Genomic DNA, 25411 nt, shown 5'->3' with positions numbered 1-25411 from the left:
GCGGCGCACGCGCATCGCGGGGGTTTTCTTTTGCCGGGGCGGCCGCGCCGGCCGCCTCCCGCACGTCACTTCTGCAACAGCGCCTTCAGGCTCGCGAGCCGGTCCTTCGGCGTCATCGGCGCTTCCTCCGGCGTCGGCGGCGGCGCTTCGTCGAGGCCCATCTCGGGGATGAAGCGCGACGGTTCGCACACGACCGTCTCGCGCGCCCGCTTGCGCTTCTTGCACCAGTTCAGGTGCAGGCTGCGCTGCGCGCGCGTGATCGCGACGTACATCAGCCGGCGCTCCTCCTCGATCCGCTCGTTGTCGATCGGGCCGTCGTCCTCGCTGCCGCCGCGGTGCGGCATGATGCCTTCCTCGACGCCGACCAGGAACACGTGCGGATACTCGAGCCCCTTCGACGCATGGACGGTCGACAGCCGCACCGCGTCCGGATCCTCGTCCTTGCCTTCGAGCATCGACATCAGCGCGACGGTCTGGATCAGGCCGAGCAGGTTCTTGCCGGTATCGGCGAGCCCGTCGGCGTTGTGGAAGCCGTCGGCCTCGCCGTCGACGGCCTCCGTCTCGGGCTTGGTGCCCTTGCGCTTCAGCCATTCGAGGAATTCGAGCACGTTCTGCCACTTCGACTGCGCCTGCCGCTCGTCGAACGCGTCGTACAGGTAGGCCTCGTAGTGAATGGCCTCCATCATGTCGTCGAGCACGACGGTCGCGGGCTCCTTGTCCGCGCGATCGGTCAGGCGCTGGATGAAGTCGCAGAACATCCGCAGCGGCTCGACCTGGCGCGCGGACAGCCGCGCCTCGATCCCGCCCATGTACACGGCCTCGAACAGCGACACCTTCGCCTGCCCCGCGAACGAGCCCAGCGCTTCCAGTGTCGTGTTGCCGATTCCGCGGCGCGGCGTCGTGACCGCGCGGATGAACGCGGGATCGTCGTCGGCGTTCGCGATCAGGCGCAGGTACGCGCACAGGTCCTTGATCTCGGCCTTGTCGAAGAACGACTGGCCGCCCGACAGCACGTACGGAATCCGCTCACGCCGCAGCACCTGCTCGAAGATCCGCGCCTGGAAGTTGCCGCGATACAGGATCGCGTAGTCGCGGAACTGCGTGCGCCGCTCGAACTTGTGCGCGGACAGCCGGAACACGACCGATTCGGCTTCGTGTTCCTCGTCGTTGCACGGCGTGACGGTGATCGAGTCGCCCATCCCGTGCTCGGACCACAGCTTCTTCTCGAACAGCTTCGGGTTGTTCGCGATCACGTTGTTCGCGGCGGTCAGGATCCGCACCGTCGACCGGTAGTTCTGCTCGAGCTTGATCACGTGCAGCTTCGGGAAATCCTTGCCGAGCTGCGCGAGGTTCTCGAGCGTCGCGCCACGCCAGCCGTAGATCGCCTGGTCGTCGTCGCCCACCGCCGTGAACGCGGCGCGCGGGCCGGCGAGCAGCTTCAGCAGCTCGTACTGGCACGCGTTGGTGTCCTGGTATTCGTCGATCAGCAGGTAGCGCAGCTTGTTCTGCCAGCGGTCGCGCACCTGCTCGTTCTTCGCGAACAGCTCGGCCGGCAGGCGGATCAGGTCGTCGAAGTCGACCGCCTGGTACGCGTGCAGCGTCGCGACGTAGTTGCGGTAGACCAGCGCAGCCTGATGCTCGTCCTCGTTGGCCGCGATCGTCATCGCCTCGTCGGGCATGATCAGGCCGTTCTTCCACAGCGAGATCGTGCTCTGGATCTTGCGGATCAGGCCCTTGTCGGTGGTGCCGATCTGCTCCTGGATCATCCCGAAGCAGTCGTCCGAATCCATGATCGAGAACTGCGGCTTCAGGCCGACGTGCTCGGCCTCCTGGCGCAGGATCTGCACGCCGAGCGAGTGGAACGTGCACACGGTGAGCTGGTTGACGGGCACCTTGCGGCCTTCCTTGCCGGGCGTGGTGAGCGTCTTGCCCTCCAGCAGCTTCGACACGCGCTCGCGCATTTCGGCCGCGGCCTTGTTCGTGAACGTGACGGCCGCGATGTGGCGCGGCTCGAAACCTTTCGCTTCGATCAGGTGCGCGATCTTCTGCGTGATCACGCGGGTCTTGCCGCTGCCCGCGCCGGCGAGCACGAGGCAGGGACCGTCGAGGTAGCGCACCGCTTCGTTCTGAGCGGGGTTGAGGCCTGCGGACATGATGACGGATGATGTTGCGGTTGACGGCGGAACGCCGGGAGGATGCCGCGCGCGGCAGGCCTGGATTGCAGGCGGACACGCGGGGCAGGACGCGCATGTTAACACGTCGGCGGCGGCCGGCGGCTGACGATGCCGCCGGGCGGCGACGCGCAACACCGGCGGGCTTCGCGCCCCTTTTCCGGCACCCTTTTCCCGCGTCCTTTTCCCGCATCCTTTCCCCACGCGCTTTCCGTGCGCTGCCCGCGTCGGCGGACGCACGCCGAACATCCGAACAGGCAGCAAATCTCCCCTCTGTTTGGTCCATCGTCGCGCGGCCCCCGGCGGCAACATACGCGAAACGTCGGCGAGTACGCGCCGCCGCCCCTTCATTCGCCGTCATCGACTTCCGCCGCCATGAATGACACCGTCATTGCCGCTCCCGTCTCCGAGGCCGAGCTGGCCCGCGCCGCCGCGCTTCACGCCGCCGGCTCGCTTCAGGACGCGGAGCAGGCCTACCGCCAGATCCTGCAAGCGCATCCCGAACACGCCGATTCGCACCTCCGCCTCGCGACGGTGCTCGAACAGCTCGACCGGCGCGACGCCGCGCTGCGGCACTTCCGGGCCGCGGTGGCGACCGAGCCGTCGCAGCGGCGCTACTGGATCGCGTGCATCGACGCGCTGACGCGCGACAACCAGATGGATGCGGCGCGCGCGCTGGTCGCGCAGGCCCGCACGCACGGCATCGACGCGCTGTCGCTCGAACTCGCGGCGGCCGATGCGCCGTCGGCCTCCGCCGACGAGCTGGCGGCCGTGCTCTCCGAATTCATGAACACGCTCGCCGCGCTGCTCGACAAGCGGCAATTCGCGCAGGCCGAAGGCATCGCGACCCAACTGACCGAATGGATGCCCGACGTCGGGCTCGGCTGGCGGGCGCTGGCCGTCACGCTGGTTCAGCAGGAGCGTCACGCGGAGGCGCTCGCGCCGATGCGCAAGGCCGCCGCGCTGATGCCCGACGACGCCGACACCCGGCAGGACCTCGCCGACCTCGAGGCGCACGTGATGCAATCCGCGCCGGCGCCGCAGCCCGTCGCGCTGCCGCTGGTGCCGAACGCGACGCTCTGCACGACGCTGCCGGGCAGCCGTCAGTTCCGGCATTTCGCGGGCGGCCTGGTCGCCACGGTGCCGGTGCTGATCCCGACCTTCAACAATCCGACCTATACGCGCCGGATGGTGGCCCAGTTGAAGGCGCGCGGCCTGCGCAACATCGTGATCGTCGACAACGCGTCGAGCGCGCCGGACATGCTCGCGTTCCTGGAAAGCGTGCAGGACGACGTGACCGTCGTGCGCCTGGATCGCAACGCGGGCCCGCGCGACCTGTTCCTGTCGGACGCGAACTACGCGCGCCTGCCGGACCTCTTCTGCGTCACCGATCCGGACCTCGAACTGAACGACGCGCTGCCGCCCGAATTCCTGTTCGAACTGATCGACGCGACCGAAGCGTTCCAGACCGGCAAGGCCGGCTTCGCGCTCGACATCTCGCAACCGGAGCTGATGAAGGAAACGACGCTCTTCTGCGGCGACCGCCAATACACGACGCTCGAATGGGAAGCGAACTTCTGGCGCCACCAGATCGGCAGCACGGCGGGCGGCGACCCGATCTACAACGCGCCGATCGATACGACGTTCGCCGTCTACAACAAACGCTACTTCCGCCGCGACTCGCATCTGTGCGGCGTCCGGTTCGCGGGCCGCTACACCTGCAAGCACGTGCCCTGGTACAAGGAGACCGGCCTGACGGACGCGGAGGAGCAGTACTACCGCGAACACCAGAAGTGGTCGAACTACCTGGCCTGACACACGGCGGCGGCGAGCATCGGCACATCGCCGCGCCATGCGTGCACGCCGCCCTCTTCGCCCGACAACCCTGACACCCCGCGCCATGCTACCCAGAGTCAACCTCGTCAAGACCGACAACGCCGATTACCTGCTGTTCGCGACCCGGGACGCGATTTCGGCGAACCTCTATTACAACGGCTCCTGGGACGCATCGCTGCTGACCATCAGCCAGATGTTCTACGCGAACGAGGAGGCGCCGCTGGTCCTCGACATCGGCGCGAACCTCGGCGCCTATGCGGTGCCGATCGCCAAGAGCATCGCCGCGCAGGGCGGCATGGTCTACGCGTTCGAGCCGCAGCGCATCGTCTATTACCAGCTGTGCGGCAACGTGTTCCTGAACCGGCTCGAGAACGTGCACGCGTTCAATGTCGCGATCGGCAACCAGGACGGCATCATCCCGCTGCCCGCGATCGACTATTCGCGTTCGATCAACATCGGCGGCTTCTCCCTCGACGAGCAGTTCAACCTGCGCCGCAACTCGGTCGAGACCGTCGCGAGCCAGCAGCCGAGCGACGTGCCGATCGCCCGGCTCGACACCCTGAACTTCCCGAAGTCGCCGTCGCTGATCAAGATCGACGTCGAAGGCCTCGAACTCGACGTGCTGAAAGGCGGCACGGCCTTCCTCGAACGGCACGGCTTTCCGCCGCTGCTGCTTGAGGCCTGGAACCTCGAATGGTTCTCCGAAAAGCGCGCCGCGCTGCTCGACTACCTGAAGACGCTCGGCTACACGTGGTTCGCGATGGGCGACGAGCTCGTCGCACAGCATCCGTCGTTCGCGCGGCAGGTCAGCTTCGAGACGGGCGCCGACGGCGTGATCCGGATGAACCGCACGCGCTGACGGTTCGAACCCGGCGCGCCGTCACGCGCGCAGGCGCTGCCTGAGCGCGTCGGCGGCCTGGGCGGCCCACGCGGCGCACGCTGCCGCGCCGGGATGAAAGCCGTCCGCCGCCATCAGGTGCGGCTCGAGCGGCAGCGCGACGCGCAGGAAGGTACAGCGCGATTGCGTCGCGGCCCACTCGGCGAGCGTCGCGTTGAGCCGCTTCGCGCGCAGGCCGAGATACCACGCGAGGGGCTGCGGCAGCGCCGGAAAACGCTCCATCGGCGGCACCGCCGACAGGATCACGTGCGCGACCCCGAATCGCGCGGCGAGCAGCTCGACGAGCGCCGCCTGCGCGGCGCGCCAGCGCGCCGGCGACACGCCGCCCGTCACGTCGTTCACGCCGAGCGACGTCACTGCCACATCGAACGGCTGCACCGGCTCGGCGGCAAGCCAGTCGACGAGTTCCTCGGCGGTCAGCCCCGTGCGCGCCAGCAATTTCCAGCTTACGCGGTGCGACGCCGCAAGCGCGCGGGCAAGCTGCCCCGACAGCGCGTCGCGCTGCGACGCGACACCGACGCCCGCGGCGGCCGAATCGCCCAGCACCAGCACGCGCAGCGGCGGCCCGTCGCCGGCCGTGCCGTCGCGCGGACCGGCCGCCTCGGCGAGCCGCGGCGTGACGCGGCGCACGCGCCGCCCCTGCATCAGCAGCAACGGGCCCAGGGCGGCGGTGGCAAGCGGATATCCCATGGTTTCGATCCGGTAACGGGGCAAGCAGGCGACGCGGGACGCGCCGGAACGGCCCCATTGTGTCGGATTCGCGCGCCGGCGGGCGCGATCCCGCCATTCGGCCGAGGTCATTCATGCGCATGCGCACCGGCTCCCTGTCCGTTCGGCCAACGCCCGCTCGCGCGCGTGCCGCCGTGCCACAATAGCCGTCCGCGCGGCCGGTGGCCGCAACGCTTTGCCCCCTCGTACGCAGCCAAGGATTGCCATGTCGTCATTGCTCAGGATTGGTTTGATGGGTTTCGGTTTCGCCGGTGCAACGTTCCACGCGCCCGTGATCGCCACGAGCGGCCGCACCGAGATCGCCGCGATCGCGACGGGCCAGCCCGACCGCGCGCGCGCCGCATACCCGGGCGCACGCATCGTCCCCGATCTCGACACGCTGCTCGGCCTCGACGACATCGACTGCGTGGTGATCGCCACGCCGAACGACACGCACTTCACGCTCGCCCGCCAGGTGCTCGAAGCGGGCCGCCACGTCGTCGTCGACAAGCCCGTCACGCTCACGGCCGACGAAGCGCTCGCGCTCGCGCGGCTCGCGAACGCGCGCAGCCGCCTGTTCGCGCCATTCCACAACCGCCGCTGGGACGGCGACTTCCTCACCGTGCGGCGCATCGTCGAATCCCGCGAACTCGGGCGGCTCACGTATTTCGCGTCGCACTTCGACCGCTTCCGGCCGACCCCGCGCACGCGCTGGCGCGAGGAGCCCGCACGCGGCGGCGGCCTGCTGCTCGACCTCGGCCCGCACCTGATCGATCAGGCGCTCGCGCTGTTCGGGCTGCCGGAAACGGTCAGCGCCACGGTCAAGACGCGCCGCGACAACGGCACGGCGCCCGATTTCGTGCACCTGCTGCTCGGCTATCCGGACAAGGACGTCGCGCTGCACGCGAGCGCGCTGTCGGCGATCGAGCCCGCGCGCTTCACGCTGCACGGCACGCGCGGCAGCTACCAGAAGTTCGGGCTCGACACGCAGGAAGACCAGTTGAAGGCCGGCCTGACGCCGGACCACGTCGAGTTCGGCGGCGGCAACCCGCCCGGCGTGCTGCGCGTGCTCGACGGCGAAGTCGAGGTCGAGCGGCCGGTGCCGACGCTCGACGGCCAGTACGCGGAGTTCTACCGCGCGCTCGCCGCGTCGGTCCACGATGGCGCGCCGTTCCCGGTCACGCCGCAGGACGCCGTCGACGTGATGACGATCATCGAGCTCGCCGCGCAAAGCGAGCATGAAGGCCGCCGGGTACCGTTCGTGCGCCGCACCGTCTGACGGCAGCCGGCCGGGTCGGTGCCGTCCCGGCCTCGGCCATCGCGTCGCGCCGCGCCGCCCCCGGCAGCGGCAGCGGCCACGCGTCAGCCGCAGCGACAACACGGTCCCGAACATTCCGTTACAAATGGTGCGGGAACGAAAGTCAGCGGTCGCCCGGTCTGATGCGTTTCTCAAAAAGTCGATCCGACACCAAACCGTCAGGAGAATGTGATGCAACGGTTGATTCGCGCAGCGGCATGCTGCGTCCTGGTTTCCTCGCTCGCGGCCTGTGTCGTGCAGCCGCAGCGGCCGGCCCGACAGGCGCCCCCGCCCCCGCCGCGGCCGAATCCGCAGGTCGTCGCGAACGATCGCCTGCTGGAGGTCCAGGGCCGGATCGACAACCTGCACCGCCGGATCGACGCGCGCGTCAACGGCGGCTACTACCCGCCGCCGTACGGCGCGCAGTTGCACCACCGGCTCGACGTGATCCGCCAGGAAGCGAGCGACATGTCGACCCAGCACAACGGCGGCCTGTCCGGCGACGAGCAGCGCGTGCTGAACCAGGAACTCGACACGGCCGCGCGCGCGATCGGCGAGTAAAACCGGCCATGCCGGCGTCCGCCGGCGCCGGCAAAAGCGGCGGCGTCCCTCACGCCGCCGCTTGTCGCGAAGCGACATTATTTTGCCCAAATTGACAATGCCGACCCGCTCGCGTACAGTCGCCCGCACGCGTCGGGAGAGCGTGTGACCGCGTAGCTTCGCAACGCCGGTCGCGCCGCCGAAGGGGCACACCCGCAAACTCTCAGGCAAAAGGACCGACCGCGTCGGGGATCCCGTCCGCGCTTCGCGCGGGCCGCACTCCCCGCACTCTGGAGAGCGGCAGTAGCCCGCTGCGCGATTGCAGCGCGGGCAGGCTGCCCACCGAAGGGGCGCGCGTTCGCCGGCTCGTGGCCGCGGCGCAATCTCTCAGGTATCGAGGACAGAGGGGCATGTATCGCATCGCTCGCAGGCACACGGCCGCGACGGTCGGCACATGGCCGTTCTGACCCGCGCGCAAGCGCCTTGCCTGAGGCCTCGATGACTGCACTGAATCAAACCCCGCTCAACGCCGCGCACCGCGCGCTCAATGCCCGCATGGTCGACTTCGGCGGCTGGGACATGCCCGTCAACTACGGCTCGCAGATCGAAGAACACGAAGCCGTGCGCACCGACGCCGGCATGTTCGACGTGTCGCACATGTGCGTCGTCGATTTCACCGGCAGCCGCGTGCGCGCGTTCTTCGAACACGCGATCGCCAACAACGTCGGCAAGCTCAAGACCCCCGGCAAGGCGCTCTACTCGTGCCTGCTCAATCCGCAGGGCGGCGTCGTCGACGACCTGATCGTCTATTACTTCACCGAAGACTTCTTCCGCGTCGTCGTCAACGCCGGCACGGCCGAGAAGGACATCGCGTGGTTCAACCAGCTCAACGAACAAGGCGGCTACGGCCTGACCATCGCGCCGCGCCGCGATTTCGCGATCGTCGCCGTTCAGGGCCCGAACGCCCGTGAAAAGGTCTGGACGACGGTGCCCGCCGCGCGTGCCGCGACCAGCGAACTGAAGCCGTTCAACGCCGCGCACGTCGCCGGCACGCCGTTCGGCGATCTCACCATCGCGCGCACCGGCTACACCGGCGAAGACGGCTTCGAAGTGATCGTCCCGGCCGTGCACGTCGAAGCGCTGTGGGCCGCGCTGCAGCAAAACGGCGTGCGCCCCTGCGGGCTCGGCGCGCGCGACACGCTGCGCCTCGAGGCCGGCATGAACCTGTACGGCCAGGACATGGACGACACCGTGTCCCCGCTCGACGCAGGCCTCGCCTGGACGGTCGACCTGTCGGCGCCGCGCGAGTTCGTCGGCCGCGCCGCGCTCGAGCGCGACGGCTCGCGCGCCGCGTTCGTCGGCCTGATCCTGCAGAAGGAAAACGGCAAGGCGGGCGGCGTGCTGCGCGCGCACCAGAAGGTCGTCACGCCGCACGGCGAAGGCGAGATCACGAGCGGCACGTTCTCGCCGTCGATGCAGGAATCGATCGCGTTCGCGCGCGTGCCGGCGGCCGTCCAGGTCGGCGACATCGTTCATGTGCAGATTCGAGACAAGCAACTTCCCGCGCGCGTGGTAAAACTGCCGTTCGTGCGCAACGGCAAGGTCCTCGCTGCGTAACGACCGAGAGGCGACCGGGAGGCCGCCTCCCGGGAAGCCGGGAAATGGCGCCCGGCGCAACCACACCCCGGCGCGTCCCGGCGGCGCGCCAGCATAACGAACACACCCTTTTATCCAGGAGCATCCGATGAGCAACGTCCCGGCCGATCTGAAGTACACCGACGAACACGAGTGGATCCGCACCGAAGCCGACGGCACGCTGACGGTCGGCATCACCGATCACGCGCAGAGCACGCTCGGCGACATCGTCTTCCTCGAACTGCCGCAAGTCGGCAAGTCGGTGAACGCGGGCGACGCCGTCGGCGTCGTCGAATCGGTGAAGGCGGCATCCGACATCTACTCGCCGGTGTCCGGCGAGGTCGTCGCCATCAACGAAGAAGCCGCCGACTCGCCGGAAGAAGTGAACGGCGACGCATACGGCACGTGGCTCTTCAAGATCAAGCTCGCGGCCGGCGCCTCGACCGACAAGCTGATCGACGCCGACGCCTACAGCAAGCTGATCGACTAATTTTCCCTACCCGAACCGCGCGCGGCCGGCCAGCCGGCCCGCGCGGGACCAGAGTCACGCCATGAAGCTCGAACACCCGGACCGCCTGATGAACCGCACGCCCCTCTCGCTCGCCGCGCTCGAAACGCACGACGCGTTCGCAGAACGCCACATCGGCCCCGATGCCGCCAGCCAGCAGGCCATGCTCGACACGCTCGGCTTCGCGTCGCGCGCCGCCCTGATCGACGCCGTGATCCCGGCCTCGATCCGCCGCGCCGAAACGCTGCCGCTCGGCCCGTTCGCGCAACCGAAGAGCGAGGCCGAAGCCCTCGCCGCGCTGCGCGCCCTCGCGGACAAGAACCAGGTGTTCCGCTCGTATATCGGTCAGGGTTACCACGACACGCACACGCCGGCCGTGATTCTGCGCAACGTGCTCGAAAACCCGGCGTGGTACACGGCCTACACGCCGTACCAGCCCGAAATTTCCCAGGGTCGCCTCGAGGCGCTCCTGAACTTCCAGCAGATGGTCGCCGACCTCACGGGCCTCGCGATCTCGAACGCGTCGCTGCTCGATGAAGCAACGGCCGCGGCCGAAGCGATGACGCTGCTGCAACGCACCGGCAAGCCGGCGTCGAACGTGTTCTACGTCGCCGACGACGTGCTGCCGCAAACCCTCGAAGTAATCCGCACGCGCGCGCTGCCGATCGGCATCGAGGTCAAGACGGGCCCGGCGGCCGACGCCGCGCAGGCCAACGCGTTCGGCGTGCTGCTCCAGTATCCGGGCGTGAACGGCGACGTGCGCGACTACCGCGCGCTCACCGAAGCGATCCATGCGGCGGGCGGTCATGTCGTCGTCGCGGCCGACCTCCTCGCGCTGACCGTGCTGACGCCGCCCGGCGAATGGGGCGCGGACGTCGCGGTCGGCAACACGCAGCGCTTCGGCGTGCCGATGGGCTTCGGCGGCCCGCACGCCGCCTACATGGCCGTGCGTGACGAATTCAAGCGCCAGATGCCGGGCCGCCTCGTCGGCGTGACCGTCGACGCGCAGGGCAAGCCCGCGCTGCGTCTCGCGCTGCAGACCCGCGAACAGCACATCCGCCGCGAGAAGGCGACGTCGAACGTGTGTACCGCGCAGGCGCTGCTCGCGATCATGGCGAGCATGTACGCGGTCTACCACGGCCCGCACGGCCTGAAGACGATCGCGCTGCGCGTGAACCGCATCGCGGCGCTGTTCGCCGCCGGCATGAAGCAGCTCGGCTTCGCGACCGTCAACGACACGTTCTTCGACACGCTGACGATCGACACCGGCGCGCGCACCGCGCAGGTCCATGAATTCGCGAAGGCCAAGCGCATCAATCTGCGCCGCGTGAGCGACACGCAAGTCGGCGTGTCGGTCGACGAAACGACGACCCGCGACGACCTCGCCGATCTCCTCGCCGTGTTCGCGCAGGCCGCGGGCGGCACCGCGCCGGGCGTCGACGCGCTGGACGCGGGCCTCGCCGGCGTCGCCGCGCTGCCGGCCGGCCTCGAACGCACGAGCGCCTACCTGACGCACCACGTGTTCAACCGCCACCATTCCGAAACCGAAATGCTGCGCTACCTGCGCAGCCTGTCGGACAAGGATCTCGCGCTCGACCGCTCGATGATCCCGCTCGGCTCGTGCACGATGAAGCTGAACGCGACGTCGGAAATGCTGCCGGTCACGTGGCCCGAATTCGGCCGGATCCACCCGTTCGCGCCGGCCGAGCAGACCGTCGGCTACCGCGAGATGATCGACCAGCTCGAGCAGATGCTCGTCGCGGCCACCGGCTACGCGGCCGTGTCGCTGCAGCCGAACGCCGGCTCGCAGGGCGAATACGCGGGCCTGCTGATCATCCACGCGTATCACGCTTCGCGCGGCGAAGCGCATCGCGACGTGTGCCTGATCCCGGCATCCGCGCACGGCACGAACCCGGCGTCCGCGCACATGGCCGGCATGAAGGTCGTGGTCGTCGCCTGCGACGCGCAGGGCAACGTCGACATCGCCGACCTGAAGGCGAAGGCCGAGCAGCACGCGAACGACCTCGCGGCGATCATGATCACGTATCCGTCGACGCACGGCGTGTTCGAGCAGAACGTCCGCGAAATCTGCGAGATCGTGCACGCGCACGGCGGCCAGGTGTACGTCGACGGCGCGAACATGAACGCGATGGTCGGCCTGACCGCGCCGGGCCAGTTCGGCGGCGACGTGTCGCACCTGAACCTGCACAAGACCTTCTGCATCCCGCACGGCGGCGGCGGCCCGGGCGTCGGCCCGGTCGCGGTCGGCGCGCACCTCGCGAAGTTCCTGCCGAACCAGCGTTCGACCGGCTACGCGCGCGCGGAAGACGGCATCGGCGCGGTGTCGGCCGCACCGTACGGCTCGGCGTCGATCCTGCCGATCTCGTGGATGTACATCGCGATGATGGGCGCGAAGAACCTGACCGCCGCCACCGAAACCGCGATCCTCAACGCGAACTACATCGCGAAGCGCCTCGCGCCGCACTACCCGGTGCTGTATTCGGGCCCGGGCGGGCTGGTCGCTCACGAGTGCATTCTCGACCTGCGTCCGCTCAAGGAAACCAGCGGCATCAGCGTCGACGACGTCGCGAAGCGCCTGATGGACTACGGCTTCCACGCGCCGACGATGAGCTTCCCGGTGCCGGGCACGCTGATGGTCGAGCCGACCGAATCGGAATCGCAGGAAGAACTCGACCGCTTCATCGCCGCGATGATCGCGATCCGCGATGAGATCCGTGCGGTCGAGGAAGGCCGCGCCGATCGCGAGGACAACCCGCTGCGCCACGCGCCGCACACGGCAGCCGTCGTCACCGCGAACGAATGGCCGCACGCGTACTCGCGCGAGCAGGCCGCGTACCCGGTCGCATCGCTCGGCACGAACAAGTACTGGCCGCCCGTCGGCCGTGCGGACAACGCCTACGGCGACCGCAACCTGTTCTGCTCGTGCGTGCCGATGTCGGAATACGCATAACGCCGCGCGCACCGGAGTCCGGCCGTGACGACACCGCACGCAACCGCCGGTTGCGTGCGGTTTTTGCGTTCTCGGCCGGCCCGATCGATTCACGCTCGCCCCCCAATCCGGCTAACATCACACGCGATCCAGCCAATCAAGGAGTTCCGCATGGTGCGTCCGATGTTTCCGGGCCATGGTGCAACGCAGGAGCGGCCGCGCACGCGCCGCTTCGTGCCGCTGCTCGTCGCGTCGCTGTCGTTTGCCGCCGCCGGCCTCGGCACGGCGGGCAGCGCGCGCGCGGCGATGAATTTCTGCGCGGCGCCCGCGTTGCAGGCGAGCGAGACGACGCAGGCCGAGCCGGGCGTGCAGGCGCTGATCCGCAGCGTCGACGCACGTATCGGCGAGCAGCCGAAGGCGTTGCCGCGCGTGCACACCGAAGGCACGCTGCCGCACGAAGGCATCTACGACCAGAGCGCCGACGCGCTCAAGGACATGGAGTTGATGCGCGACGCCGCGCTCGCGTGGCGCGTGACCAATGCGCCGCGTTACCTGCAGCTCGTCGACCGCTTCCTGTCCGCGTGGGTGTCGACCTACCAGCCGAGCTTCAACCCGATCGATGAGACGCGCTTCGACAGCCTGATCGTCGCGTACGACATGACGGCGAGCGCGCTGCCGGTCAAGACGCGCAACGCGACGGCGGCGTTCATCGCGAAGCTGGGCGCCGGTTATGTCGCGCAGATCGACGCGCAGAAGCGCCCGCTCGCCGGCACCTGGCGCAACAACTGGCAAAGCCACCGGATCAAGCTGATTGCGCTGTCCGCGTTCACGCTCGGCGACCGCAAGATGATGAACGCCGCGCAGCGGCTGTTCGTCGAGCATCTCGCCGACAACATCGGCCCGGACGGCAAGACCTGGGATTTCGAGGAACGCGACGCGCTGCACTACGCGGTGTACGACCTCCAGCCGCTGGTGACGGCCGCGCTCGCCGCGCGCCGCTTCAACCGCAACTGGCTGCGCGAGCGCGGCGCGAACGGCGCGACGCTCGCGGCCGCGCTCGACTGGCTCGTGCCGTACGCGCTCGGCGAAAAGACGCACGAGGAATTCGTGAATTCGCCGGTGCCGTTCGACGCGAAGCGCCGCGAAGCCGGCTTGCCGGGCTACACGGGGCAGTGGGACCCGAAAAACGCCACTGAACTCTTTCATCTGGCCGCGCGGCTCGACGGGCGTTATGCCCGCGTCGCGCGGCAGCTTTCCCCCAATCCGCCCGCATGGCTCGCCGCGTGCCTGCCGTTGCAGGCGCGTTAGCACTATTCTCAAAGCAAGGCAGGAATCCAAATGGCAGTCAGCGTGTTTGACCTCTTCAAGATCGGCATCGGCCCGTCCAGTTCGCATACGGTCGGACCGATGCGCGCGGCGCTGATGTTCGTCCAGGGCCTCGAGCGCGACGGGCTGCTCGACGCGACGGCCAACGTGAAGGTCGAGCTGTACGGCTCGCTCGGCGCCACCGGCAAGGGCCACGGCACCGATCGCGGCGTGATGCTCGGCCTGCTCGGCGACGCGCCCGACACCGTCGATCCCGACACGATCGACGCGCGTCTGGAGGACGTCCGCAAGTCGAAGAAGCTCGCGCTGCTCGGCACGCACCCGGTGCCGTTCGTGCTGAAGGAGAACATCGCGTTCTACCGCCAGGCACTGCCCGAGCACCCGAACGGCATGAAGCTGCGCGCGTCCGACGCGAACGGCGCGGTGCTGGTCGAGCGCACTTACCTGTCGGTCGGCGGCGGCTTCGTCGTGACGGCCGGCGCGCCGAACACGAAGGTGCTGAGCGCGGCCGAGCAGATGACGCATCCGTTTCGCACCGGCGCCGAGCTGCTCGCGCTGGCCGAGTCGACCGGCAAGTCGATCGCGCAGCTGATGTGGGAAAACGAGCGCGCGTGGCACACCGAGGAAGAGACGCGCGACGGGCTGCTGAAGATCTGGGCCGTGATGCAGTCGTGCGTGTCGCGCGGCTGCGGGATCGGCAACCCGGAAGCCGACGGCAACCTGCCCGGCCCGTTCCAGGTCAAGCGCCGCGCGCCGCAGCTGTACCGCACGCTGACGGGCAGCCCGGAGCGTGCGCTGCAGGATCCGCTGTCGATGATCGACTGGATCAACCTGTACGCGATCGCGGTCAACGAGGAAAACGCCGCCGGCGGCCGCGTCGTCACCGCGCCGACCAACGGCGCGGCCGGCATCATCCCCGCCGTGCTGCATTACTACACGCGCTTCACGCCGGGCGCGAACGAGCAGGGCGTGATCGACTTCCTGCTGACGGCCGCCGCGATCGGCATTCTGTACAAGCTCAACGCGTCGATCTCCGGTGCGGAAGTCGGCTGCCAGGGCGAAGTGGGCGTCGCATGCTCGATGGCGGCCGGCGCGCTCGCGGCCGTGCTCGGCGGCACGCCGCAGCAGGTCGAGAACGCGGCCGAGATCGGGATGGAGCACAACCTCGGCCTCACCTGCGACCCCGTCGGCGGGATGGTGCAGATCCCGTGCATCGAGCGCAACGCGATGGCATCGGTGAAGGCCGTCAACGCGGCGCGCATGGCGCTGCGCGGCGACGGTTCGCATTACGTGTCGCTCGACTCGGTGATCAAGACGATGCGCGAAACGGGCGCCGACATGAAGACGAAGTACAAGGAAACGTCGCGCGGCGGCCTGGCGGTGAATATCGTCGAATGCTGATGCGGTGACGGCGGGCGGGCGCACGCGCCGAGGCGCGCCACCGCCCCGCTCGTTCCGACACTTTTCACCGGCCGGCGCACCGGCGCCCCGCCGACAGGCGTAAGCTGTAGCTCCCGCTACCCAGGGAGACGGCAGCCCATGTCGCATTCCAAGGATCTCGAGCCGCGCACCACCTCCGGCGCGCGACTGCTCGTCGATGCGTTGCTCGCCAATCACGTCGAACGCGCGTTCTGCGTGCCGGGCGAGAGCTTCCTCGCCGTACTCGATGCGCTGGCGGACGACACCGCGCGCATCCAGACGGTCGTCTGCCGCCACGAGGCGGCCGCCGCGAACATGGCGGAGGCGGTCGGCAAGCTGACCGGCCATCCCGGCATCGCGTTCGTCACGCGCGGGCCCGGCGCGACCCACGCGTCGATCGGCGTGCACACCGCGTTCCAGGACTCGACGCCGATGATCCTGTTCGTCGGCCAGTGCGCGCGCGAGCACCTCGACCGCGAAGCCTTCCAGGAAATCGACTACCGCCGCATGTTCGGCCAGATGGCGAAATGGGTCGCACAGATCGACGACCCACGCCGCATTCCCGAATACCTGAGCCACGCATTTCACGTCGCGACGTCCGGCCGGCCCGGTCCGGTCGTGCTCGCGCTGCCCGAGGACGTGCTGTCCGAAGCCTGCGCGCCGCAGCCCGTCGTGCCGGCCGCGAAGCGGGTCGCGGCGTCGCCGTCGGCCGCGCAGGTCGACGAGCTGCGCGAACGGCTCGCGCGCGCCGAGCGGCCGTTCGCGATCGTCGGCGGCAGCGGCTGGACGCCCGACGCATGCGCGAACCTGCGCACCTTCGTCGAGCGCTGGCAACTGCCGGTCGCATGCGCGTTCCGCTTCCAGGACACCTTCGACAACGCACACCCTAACTACGCGGGCGACGTCGGTCTCGGGATCAATCCCGCGCTCGGCAAGCGGATCCGCGACGCCGACCTGCTGCTGGTGCTCGGCCCGCGCCTGGGCGAAGCGACGACCGGCGGCTACACGCTGCTCGACATCCCGAAGACGCGCCAGACGCTGATCCACGTGCACCAGGGCGCGGACGAACTCGGCCGCGTATATGCGGCCGACCTGCCGATCGTGTCGGGGATGCCGGAGATCGCGGCGCCGCTCGCCGCGCTCGAACCGCCGGCGCACCCCGCGTGGGCCGGCACGGCCGCCGACGCGCACCGTGCATACCGCGAATGGCATGCGCCGCTGCCGATGCCCGGCGACGTCCAGCTCGGCGACGTGATGGTGCAACTGCGCGAGCGCCTGCCACACGACGCGATCCTGACCAACGGCGCCGGCAACTACGCGATCTGGCTGCATCGCCACTTCGCGTACCGGCACTTCCGCTCGCAGCTCGCGCCGACCAGCGGCGCGATGGGTTACGGACTGCCCGCCGCGCTCGCCGCGAAGTCGCTGTATCCGTCGCGCGCCGTCGTCGCGCTCGCCGGCGACGGCTGCTTCATGATGGCCGGCAACGAACTCGCGACAGCGATGCAGTACGGGCTGAACATCGTCGCAATCGTCGTCAACAACGGGCATTTCGGCACGATCCGCATGCATCAGGAGCGCAACTATCCGGGCCGCGTGCACGGCACCGGGCTCACGAATCCCGATTTCGCCGCGTATGCGCGCGCGTTCGGCGCGCATGGCGAGACGGTCGAGCGCACCGCCGACTTCGCCCCCGCGCTGGAGCGCGCACTGACCTGCGGGCTGCCGGCGCTGATCGAGATCCGCATCCCGCAGGACGCCAGCACGCCGGCCGCGACGCTCGAGCAGATCCGCGAACAGGGCCGCCGCGCGCGCGGCGCATGACCGTGGAACGGCGCACCGCCGCGGCCGGCCTCGCGCTGTCGCGCGACGACGCGCTTGCCCACCCGGGCACGCTGCTCGCGCCCGACGGCACGCTCGTCGCGCCGTACGACCTCGAGCACGGCGGCGGCCCCGCGGAGGATCACGTGCCGGCCGCGCCGGCGCTCGGCCTGCTGCACGCCGCGCACCAGCCGTTCCGGCTCGACTTCGACCGCATGACGGACGTGCACGTGATCAACGGAATGGGCGTCACGCTCGGCGACTCGGTGATCGGGCTGACCGCGCTCGCCGCGCTGCGCGCGATGCATCCCGGCCTGCGCTTCACGCTGTTCCGGCCGGCCCGCGCGCCGCGCTACGTCGACGCGCTGTATGCGCTCGCGGCCGACGTCGTCGCGCCGTCGCGTGCGCTGCCGTGCGCCGCCGATGCGCTGCCCGCGCACGCGCCGTGCGTCGATCTCGGCAATCACCTGTATTGGCCCGCGTTCGCACGGCAGCCGATGATCGACTTCTTCCTGGACGCGCTCGGCGCCGATCCGGCCACGGTGCCGCCCGCCGCGAAGCGCAACCGCTGGCTCGCGCGGCTGCGGCTGCCCGCGCTGCCGGCCGAATGGCGGCGGCCATACGTGCTGTTCTGCCCGAACGCGAGCACCGCGGTGCGCAGCGTGCCGCCGGCGCTGCACGCGACGTTCGTCGAGCGACTCGCGCAGCGTTACGGGCTGCCGGTGGTCGGCTTCGGCCCGGTCGCGCATCCCGCCTACGTCGACGTGAGCCGCGATGCGGCCGACACCGCGCGCTTCATTGCCTGGGTCAAGGGGGCGAGCGTGCTGTTCGCGCCCGATACGTCCGCGCTGCATCTCGCCGACGGCTTCGACGTGCCGACGCTCGGCTGTTTCACGACGATCGGGCCGGCGCTGCGCGTGCGCGACTATCCGCGCTGCGTGCCGGTCGCGCTCGACGTGCCGGCCCAATTGCACGGGCTGCATCGCAGCGAGCGACCGGACGATCTCGCGGCGGTCGAAGCCGCATACCGGGCGATCGACTGGGATGCCGTGCCGTGGCCTGCGCCGCGCGACGCGGCGGCTACGTCCGGATAGAAAAACGAAAATCGCCCGAAGGATCGGGCGTGCAGCGGCAGCCATGCGCCGCCGCCCGACTCATCCCGCCGCCACCGTCACCGCGCGCTCGCGCAGCGTCTCCGACGGCCGCTTGCCGAACAGCCGCCGATAGTCGGTCGCGAACTGGCTCAGGTGCCAGAAGCCCCACGCCTCCGCGACGTCCTGCACCGAGCCGGCCGCCCGCCCGCACAGGTCGCGCCGCGCGCCGTTCAGCCGCAGCGTGCGCAGGTAGGTCGCGGGCGCCATGCCGAGCACGTCCTGGAAGCAGTACTGCAGCGTGCGCCGGCTCACGTGCAGTTGCTCGCACAGCTCGGGCACGCCGACCGGGCGCGTGCGGTGCGCGAGCACGTATTCGCGCGCCTGCTCGACGATCCAGCGTCGTGTCGACGGTGCGCCGCCGACGCCATCGTCCGCGGGCTGCGCGCACGCATCGAACAGCGCGGCCAGCACCTCGGCCTGCAGGTCGTCGCGCTGCGCGTCGGGCAGCGGCCCACCCACGGCCGCCGCACCGTCGAGCCGGCGGCCGAGCAGCGCGCACAGGCGCGCGAGCCGCGTATCGCCGACCTGGATCACGCGCTGCGTGAACAGCCGCTCGTCGAGCGCGCGGTGTTCGACTTCCTCCGCGTAGCGGCGCAGCACGTCGCCGCGCACGACCACGCCGTAGATCGAGAACTGCGCGGGCGTCAGCAATTCGAATTCGACGTTGCCGGGCCGGAACGCGAGCGCACCGGGCCCGATGCGGCACGCATCGACGCGCGCGGTGCCGTCGCTGACCAGCGGGATGCCGAACCAGTACGCGTCGCCGCGCACCTCGCACGCCTGGCGCAGCAGGTGGCTGGTCGATTCGCGAAACAGCTTCATCGTGTCGAGCGGCAGCTCGGTCAGCGTGCCGACGAAGCGGCCGGCCGCGAGCTGGTCGTAAGTCTGCCGCCAGCCGATCAGGTTGCGCGCCTGCTCGTCGGCGTCGTGCGCGACGCTGACCACGGCCTGGCCGGCGAGCGCGTCGTCACCCTGCGCGCTGCACCGCGTGTCCTCGGCCGTCGGCTCGGCCATGCACTCCACTCGTTGACCCATCGTGTTCTCCTCACCTGCCCGGAACTGCGTCCAACACGCAAGTCCCGTGCCGAACCGCGCGGTCCGGCGACAAGCCCGTCATTGCACGCCGTGCGGCCGCCGCGCGCCATGAGGGCGCACCCGGAGGCGGCACGCCACGCACCGCGCGGGTGCGGCATGCGCGCCGCGCGCAGCCCGGCGACGCGCTACGCGCCCGGCCGCAACCGCACGACCCGCGTGCCGCAATTGCCGTACGCCTGCGCGACCGCCAGCTCGACGATCGGGCTGCCGGCCGGCCAGGGCGCGGCATCCGCCGCCGGCAGATCGGCGCACAACGTCGCGCGGCCGTTGATCCGATAACGGATGCCGCGCACGAAATCGACGAACAACAGCCCGATGCCGCTGCCGTCGCACCCGCGCGCATCGATCCGGTCGCCGTCGCCGTGCGTCGGCAGCGCGAAGCGCAGCGTCTTCGTGTCGATCACGCGCACGACCGGCCACAGGTCGCCGTTCGCGTCGCGCATGCCCTGCACGATGTCGCAGGTCACGCGCGCCGTGCCGCCGCACGTCGTGCCGACGAACATGAACGGCTGCGATTCGACGAACTGGCGCACGCCGATGCTCAGCCGCGTCGTGACGACGTCGCTCATCCGCTCGGCTTCGTCGGCGACGCCGAACCGGTGCTGCGCGTCGAGCTCGCCCGCGTGGAACACCGGGTGACGCGGATAGGATCGGGGCGGTTCTGCCATGCTGGTTTCCGTCGGGGCCATCGATGGATGCGCGATGCGGGCGCGAACGCGCGACGGCCGGTGCCGCGCAGCCGACGCGCGTATCGAATGACGAAAGGCGAAAGACGGCGAAGCGCCGGACGATCGCCCGGACCGTCGAACGTTTGCACGGCGATCCGGCGTCGGACGACACGCCGCCGTCCAACACCGGCCACCGCACCGGGCAGCATTGCGCCGCCGCCCGGCCCGCACTTCGCCTCCTGGCGCCGGCGATCAGAAGAACCCGAGCGCCTCGGCCTGGTAGCTGACCAGCAGGCACTTCGTCTGCTGATAGTTCGACAGCGCCATCTTGTGCGTCTCGCGGCCGATACCCGACTGCTTGTAGCCGCCGAACGCCGCATGCGCGGGGTACAGGTGGTAGCAGTTGGTCCACACGCGGCCGGCCTCGATCTCGCGGCCCATGCGGTATGCGCGCGTGCCGTTGCGCGTCCACACGCCCGCGCCGAGCCCGTAGAACGTGTCGTTCGCGAGTTCGATCGCTTCCTGCTCGTCCTTGAACGTCATCACCGACGCGACCGGCCCGAAGATCTCTTCCTGGAACACGCGCATCTTGTTGTTGCCGAGCAGCATCGTCGGCTTCACGTAGTAGCCCGTGCCGAGGTCGGCGGCCGGTGCCGTGCGCTCGCCGCCCGTCAGGCATTGCGCGCCTTCGTCGCGGCCGATGTCGATGTACGACAGGATCTTGTCGAGCTGCTGCTGCGACGCCTGCGCGCCGATCATCGTCTGCAGGTCGAGCGGGTGGCCGGCCTTGATGCGCTCGACGCGCGCGACGGCCTTCTCGATGAAGCGTTCGTAGATCGATTCCTGGATCAGGATCCGCGACGGGCACGTGCACACCTCGCCCTGGTTCAGCGCGAACATCGCGAGCCCTTCGAGCGCCTTGTCGAGGAACGCGTCGTCCTGGTCGAGCACGTCGGCGAAGAAGATGTTCGGGCTCTTGCCGCCCAGTTCGACCGTCGACGGGATCAGGCTCTCGGCCGCGGTGCGCAGGATGTGCTTGCCGACCGGCGTCGAGCCGGTGAACGCGATCTTCGCGATGCGCTTGCTGGTCGCGAGCGCCTCGCCCGCTTCCTTGCCGAAGCCGTTGACGATGTTGATCGTGCCGGCCGGGAACAGGTCGCCGATCAGCTCCATCAGCACCAGCACCGACGCGGGCGTCTGCTCGGCCGGCTTCATCACGACGCAGCAGCCGGCCGCGAGCGCCGGCGCGAGCTTCCATGCGGCCATCAGCAGCGGGAAGTTCCACGGGATGATCTGGCCGACGACGCCGAGCGGCTCGTGGAAGTGATACGCGACGGTGTTGTCGTCGATCTCGGAAATGCCGCCTTCCTGCGCGCGGATGCAGCCCGCGAAATAGCGGAAGTGATCGATCGCGAGCGGCAGGTCGGCCGCCATCGTCTCGCGCAGCGGCTTGCCGTTGTCGATCGTCTCGGCCACCGCGAGCAGCTTCAGGTTCTTTTCCATCCGGTCGGCGGCGGCGAGCAGCAGGTTCGCGCGCTCGGCGACCGACGTCTTGCCCCACTTGCGGCGCGCGGCGTGCGCGGCATCGAGCGCGACCTCGATGTCGTCGGCGCCGGAGCGCGGCACGCGGCAGAACGGCTTGCCGTTGATCGGCGACACGTTCTCGAAATACTCGCCCTTCACCGGCGCAACCCACTTGCCGCCGATGTAGTTGTCGTACTGCTGACGATACGGATATTCGACGTCGAGGCCCAGTTGTTTCAGGTCAAACGGGTTCATACATGTCTCCTGTTCATCGTGCTTGTGTGAATGCAGCGCCGGTTGGATCGCGCTGCACGGTTTACGCAACATGCGTGCCAAACCGGCCGAAAACGGAACAGGAGCGGTGCGTCCGGCCGCCCGCCGCGGGCGGTGCCGGCGCACGGAAAACGAGTGTGCCGAATCTGAACACCGCGACGGCACAGGCGGCGCGGCGGGTGTTCTGATTTTCCACAGCGCGCACGCGCACGCGTCGCCGCGCGCCTCGCGCGCAGCGTGGCATGTCGCTTGCGTGCGGAACGCGGATCCGCACGCACCGGCCACGCGCCGCCCGAACCATGAACGACCCGCGTCCCCTCGGCGACGATGCCGTCGCGTTCATCCACGAACAGGCTTTCCTGATCGTCGCGACCGCGAACGCGGCGGGCGACGGCGACTGCTCGTATCGCGGCCGGCAGCCGCGCGCGGACGGTTCGTTCGCCCCGCTCGTCGACCTGCCCGATCGCCGGACGCTCGTGCTGCCCGATTTCGCGGGCAACAACCTGTTCAACACGATCGGCAACCTGCTCGTGAATCCGGCGATCGCGCTGCTGTTCGTCGATTTCGTCCGGCAGACGACGTGGCTCGTGCAAGGGCGCGCGGCAATCGATGAAGATGCCGGCAGTCGCGCGCACCTGTGGCCCGATGCGCTGCGCTATGTGGTCGTCGAGGTGGAAAGCGCGCAGGCGCGGGCCGATGCGGGATTGCCGCCGCTCGTGCTGGCGTGAGGCGCGGCGCCATGTCGTCGTCGGCACGAGGCGGGCATGCAGGGCCAGGTGCGGTGCTGCGGACGCTTGTACAAGCGTGATGGACGCGTGCCCGGCGCGCGACGCAGCGCCCGACGGTCATTCGCGCGCGGGGCCGCGCGTCGGTTCACGGATCCGCGTGACCGCAAAAACGCACGGGCGCGCTGCCCGCGATCGTCGACCCGCGCGCCCCCGGGCGACGCCCCGCTCACCGCCCGCTTGCCTCCGCGCAAGCCGGTTCGGTTCGGCCGCGCGCCGGCGCGTCGGGATGCGCATGTTCACCGTCGTCGCCGCGCGCTTCGGTCACCCCGGGCCGTGCACCCAGAAACGCGAACACCACCACCGCACACAGCACCGTGACGACCGCGAGCCCGATCAGCAGCCGATCGAACGCGTGCGTATAGCTCGCGAGCAGCGCCGTACGCCCGACGCCCGGCAACACGGCCGCCGCGCCGGCGAGATCGCCGGTGGCGAGCCGCGCGGCCGCGCGCAACGCCGCGTCGGACGCGCCCGCCGCCTGCCGCAAATCGGCGTGCGCGAGCGTCGCCAGCACCGCGCCGGCGATCGCGAGCGCGATCCCCTCGCCCGCCACGCGCGTCGTGCTGAAAATTCCGGTCGCCATCCCCGCGCGCTCCTTCGGCACGACGCTGACCGACAGCCCGTCCATCAGCCCCCACGGCATGCCGGCCCCGACGCCGATCGCGAGCATCGGCGCGATCGCCGCCGGCCCCGCGCCGCCGCGCAGCGCGACGTCCAGCCACACGAGGCCCGCCGCCGCGAGCAGGAGCCCGAGCCCCGAGATCACGCCGGCCGACAGCCAGCGCGTGAGCGTCGCCGCGACGAGCGGCACGACCAGCATCGGCGCGGAGATCGCGAGCATCAGCCAGCCCGCGCCGATTTCGCTGAAGCCGTCGATGCCGATGAAGCGCAGCGGCAACACGACGAGCAGCACGATGTAGCAGCAGCAGGTCGACACCGGCAGCACCTGCACGCCGACGAAGCGCGGAATCCGGAACAGCGACAGGTCGAGCATCGGCCGCGCGACGCGCGTCTCGATCGCGACGAACGCGCACGCGCCCAGCGCCGCGCCCGCCAGCAGCGCGACGACGAGCGGATGCGTCCAGCCGCGCGCGGGCGCCTCGATCACGCCGAACGTGAACAGCGTGAGCGCGGCGGTGAACGCGGCCGTGCCGGGCCAGTCGAGCCCGGTCGCGTGCGGATCGCGCGACTCGTGCATGCGCGGCAGCCCGAACGCGAGCGACACCGCGCCTGCCGCCGCGCCCGTGACGAAGATCGCGCGCCAGCCGAAGTGCGCGATCAGGCCACCGGCGAGCACGGGCCCGAACGCAAGCCCGATCCCGAACGTCGTGCCGAGCAGGCTGAACGCGCGCGTGCGCGCCGCGCCGTCGAACTCCTGCGCGAGCGCGGCCGTGCCGCCCGCGAGCGCCGCGGCCGCCGCGAGCCCCTGCGCGGCGCGCAGCAGGTCGACGGCGAGCATCGACGGCGCGAACGCGAGCGCCACCGACATCAGCGTGAAGCCGCCGACGCCGATCGCGAACACGCGCTTGCGGCCGAACTGGTCGGCCAGCGCGCCCGCCGCCATCAGGAAACTGCCGAACGCGAGCATGAACGCGTTGGTGATCCAGTTCATCGCGACCGGGCCGCCGTGCAGGTCGCGGCCGATCGCGGGTGTCGCGACCGCGCCGCCCGAAAACGACAGCGGCAGCGCGACGGCCGCCATGCAGACGGCGGCCAGCACCCACGCGCGCCGGCGCGCCGACGTGGGTGAAGCGGCTGAAAACGGGTGATCCATCATCGCTCCTCGAAAAGCCGGCGCGGATGCGCCTCAAGCGCGATCAAGGATAATTTCGATTCAATCATCGAAAAACGATGTGAAGCTCCGCATATAGCGGACTAAAATTCTTCAATTCACCGCTTCGCGCCCGCCTACGTCGATGGAAAACCTGAACGGCATCGCCGCCTTCGTCCGCACCGCCGAAGCGCTCAGCTTCGTCGCGGCCGGCCGCGCGCTCGGCATCTCGGCCTCCGCCGTCGGCAAGACGATCGCGCGGCTCGAGCAGTCGCTCGGCGTGCGCCTGTTCAACCGCACGACGCGGCGCGTCACGCTAACCGACGAAGGGCGCCATTTCTACGAACGCTGCCAGCGGATCCTCGAGGATTTTCGTGATGCGGAGGCGACCGTGACGGCCTCCGCGCAGCGCCCGCGCGGCAAGTTGCGCGTGAGCCTGCCGGTGATCGGCTACCGGTTCCTGCTGCCGGTGCTGCCCGAATTCAGGCAGCGCTATCCGGACGTCGAGCTCGACCTGGATTTCAACGACCGGATGGTCGACGTCGTCGAGGGCGGCTTCGACGCGGTGATCCGCAGCGGCCCGCTGTCGGATTCGAGCCTGATGTCGCGGCGGCTCGGCCCGTTCGCGTTCGTGCTGTGCGCGACGCCCGCGTATCTCGCGCGGGCCAGCCTGCCGCGGGCGCCGCACGATCTCGAAACGCACGATTGCGTGCGCTACTGTTTCCCGACCACCGGCAAGCTGCAGGACTGGGCGCTCGCCGCCGACGACGGCACGCCGCTGAAGCTGCGCACCGCGATGACCTGCAACAACATGGAAGCGCTGCGCGGCGCGGTGATGGCGGGGCTCGGCATCGGCTACATGCCCGACTTCCTCGCGCGCGACGCGCTGGACACCGGCGCGCTCGTCACCGTGCTCGACGACTACCGGATCGCGCCGGGGCAGTTCTCGATCGTGTGGCCGTCGAGCCGGCAGCTGTCGCCGAAGCTGCGCGTGTTCGTCGACTTCCTGTGCGAGCGGTTGTTCAAGTAGAC

General features: G+C 69.8%; 19 protein-coding genes and 2 riboswitches. Of the genes, 13 read left to right on the top strand and 6 right to left on the bottom strand.

Annotated elements, in window-relative coordinates:
- Positions 1-65 precede the first annotated feature (65 nt).
- Entirely contained in the window at positions 66-2153 is a 2088-nt protein-coding gene (locus WS46_RS20160; protein WP_059531101.1) for a UvrD-helicase domain-containing protein, read from the bottom strand.
- Between the two features lie 393 nt (positions 2154-2546).
- On the opposite strand from WS46_RS20160, the gene WS46_RS20155 reads away from it, so the two are divergent.
- Together WS46_RS20155 and WS46_RS20150 are read left to right on the top strand one after the other, a co-directional pair.
- Positions 2547-3986, top strand: coding sequence for a glycosyltransferase family 2 protein (locus WS46_RS20155; protein ID WP_059691523.1), 1440 nt, complete (start codon positions 2547-2549; stop codon positions 3984-3986).
- Between the two features lie 85 nt (positions 3987-4071).
- Complete coding sequence (locus tag WS46_RS20150) at positions 4072-4866, top strand: FkbM family methyltransferase (RefSeq protein ID WP_059531107.1); 795 nt, start codon at positions 4072-4074, stop codon at positions 4864-4866.
- A 21-nt stretch (positions 4867-4887) separates the two neighbouring features.
- Here the strand turns inward: WS46_RS20150 and WS46_RS20145 are convergent, their stop codons facing one another.
- On the bottom strand, positions 4888-5595 hold the full coding sequence (locus WS46_RS20145; protein WP_059691522.1) for an SGNH/GDSL hydrolase family protein: 708 nt from the start codon (positions 5593-5595) through the stop codon (positions 4888-4890).
- 244 nt (positions 5596-5839) lie between these two features.
- On the opposite strand from WS46_RS20145, the gene WS46_RS20140 reads away from it, so the two are divergent.
- The 9 genes from WS46_RS20140 to WS46_RS20100 all read left to right on the top strand — a co-directional run bounded on the left by WS46_RS20140 (position 5840) and on the right by WS46_RS20100 (position 18203).
- Complete coding sequence (locus tag WS46_RS20140; protein WP_059539829.1) at positions 5840-6892, top strand: oxidoreductase; 1053 nt, start codon at positions 5840-5842, stop codon at positions 6890-6892.
- 210 nt (positions 6893-7102) lie between these two features.
- The gene (locus tag WS46_RS20135) at positions 7103-7471 is read left to right on the top strand and encodes a hypothetical protein (protein ID WP_059531112.1); all 369 of its coding nucleotides are present in this window, start codon (positions 7103-7105) and stop codon (positions 7469-7471) included.
- A 123-nt stretch (positions 7472-7594) separates the two neighbouring features.
- A riboswitch (glycine riboswitch) is annotated at positions 7595-7699 on the top strand.
- Positions 7700-7730: 31 nt separating this feature from the next.
- Positions 7731-7864, top strand: a riboswitch (glycine riboswitch).
- An 84-nt stretch (positions 7865-7948) separates the two neighbouring features.
- Positions 7949-9067 (top strand): glycine cleavage system aminomethyltransferase GcvT, encoded by a 1119-nt coding sequence (gene gcvT, locus WS46_RS20130; protein ID WP_059691521.1) that lies wholly within the window; start codon positions 7949-7951, stop codon positions 9065-9067.
- Positions 9068-9194: 127 nt separating this feature from the next.
- Positions 9195-9575, top strand: coding sequence for a glycine cleavage system protein GcvH (gcvH, locus tag WS46_RS20125; protein WP_059452603.1), 381 nt, complete (start codon positions 9195-9197; stop codon positions 9573-9575).
- Positions 9576-9636: 61 nt separating this feature from the next.
- Complete coding sequence (gene gcvP / locus WS46_RS20120) at positions 9637-12564, top strand: aminomethyl-transferring glycine dehydrogenase (protein ID WP_059691520.1); 2928 nt, start codon at positions 9637-9639, stop codon at positions 12562-12564.
- Positions 12565-12714: 150 nt separating this feature from the next.
- Complete coding sequence (locus WS46_RS20115; RefSeq protein ID WP_059531120.1) at positions 12715-13851, top strand: alginate lyase family protein; 1137 nt, start codon at positions 12715-12717, stop codon at positions 13849-13851.
- A gap of 30 nt (positions 13852-13881) precedes the next feature.
- Complete coding sequence (locus WS46_RS20110; RefSeq protein ID WP_059531123.1) at positions 13882-15270, top strand: L-serine ammonia-lyase; 1389 nt, start codon at positions 13882-13884, stop codon at positions 15268-15270.
- Between the two features lie 138 nt (positions 15271-15408).
- Complete coding sequence (locus WS46_RS20105; RefSeq protein WP_059691519.1) at positions 15409-17112, top strand: thiamine pyrophosphate-binding protein; 1704 nt, start codon at positions 15409-15411, stop codon at positions 17110-17112.
- The gene (locus WS46_RS20100; protein WP_059691518.1) at positions 17109-18203 is read left to right on the top strand and encodes a hypothetical protein; all 1095 of its coding nucleotides are present in this window, start codon (positions 17109-17111) and stop codon (positions 18201-18203) included. The genes WS46_RS20105 and WS46_RS20100 overlap by 4 nt, the downstream gene beginning before the upstream one ends.
- Positions 18204-18263: 60 nt before the next feature.
- On the opposite strand, the gene WS46_RS20095 is transcribed toward WS46_RS20100, so the two are convergent.
- The 3 genes from WS46_RS20095 to WS46_RS20085 all read right to left on the bottom strand — a co-directional run bounded on the left by WS46_RS20095 (position 18264) and on the right by WS46_RS20085 (position 21805).
- Positions 18264-19298, bottom strand: coding sequence for a helix-turn-helix domain-containing protein (locus WS46_RS20095; protein WP_059531131.1), 1035 nt, complete (start codon positions 19296-19298; stop codon positions 18264-18266).
- Positions 19299-19483: 185 nt separating this feature from the next.
- On the bottom strand, positions 19484-20026 hold the full coding sequence (locus WS46_RS20090; RefSeq protein WP_059691517.1) for a hypothetical protein: 543 nt from the start codon (positions 20024-20026) through the stop codon (positions 19484-19486).
- Positions 20027-20278: 252 nt separating this feature from the next.
- Positions 20279-21805 (bottom strand): aldehyde dehydrogenase family protein, encoded by a 1527-nt coding sequence (locus WS46_RS20085; RefSeq protein WP_059531136.1) that lies wholly within the window; start codon positions 21803-21805, stop codon positions 20279-20281.
- A 317-nt stretch (positions 21806-22122) separates the two neighbouring features.
- Between WS46_RS20085 and WS46_RS20080 the strand changes: the two genes are divergently transcribed.
- Positions 22123-22551 carry a pyridoxamine 5'-phosphate oxidase family protein gene (locus WS46_RS20080; protein WP_059691516.1) on the top strand — a complete coding sequence of 143 codons (429 nt, stop codon included), beginning with the start codon at positions 22123-22125 and terminating at the stop codon, positions 22549-22551.
- 226 nt (positions 22552-22777) lie between these two features.
- On the opposite strand, the gene WS46_RS20075 is transcribed toward WS46_RS20080, so the two are convergent.
- Positions 22778-24382 (bottom strand): MFS transporter, encoded by a 1605-nt coding sequence (locus tag WS46_RS20075; RefSeq protein ID WP_059691515.1) that lies wholly within the window; start codon positions 24380-24382, stop codon positions 22778-22780.
- 142 nt (positions 24383-24524) lie between these two features.
- On the opposite strand from WS46_RS20075, the gene WS46_RS20070 reads away from it, so the two are divergent.
- The gene (locus WS46_RS20070) at positions 24525-25409 is read left to right on the top strand and encodes a LysR family transcriptional regulator (RefSeq protein WP_059691514.1); all 885 of its coding nucleotides are present in this window, start codon (positions 24525-24527) and stop codon (positions 25407-25409) included.
- Positions 25410-25411: the final 2 nt, after the last annotated feature.

It is taken from the genome of Burkholderia sp. RF4-BP95, assembly GCF_001521985.1.
Lineage (GTDB): Bacteria > Pseudomonadota > Gammaproteobacteria > Burkholderiales > Burkholderiaceae > Burkholderia > Burkholderia diffusa.
This window is presented reverse-complemented; position numbering and strand designations above follow the sequence as displayed.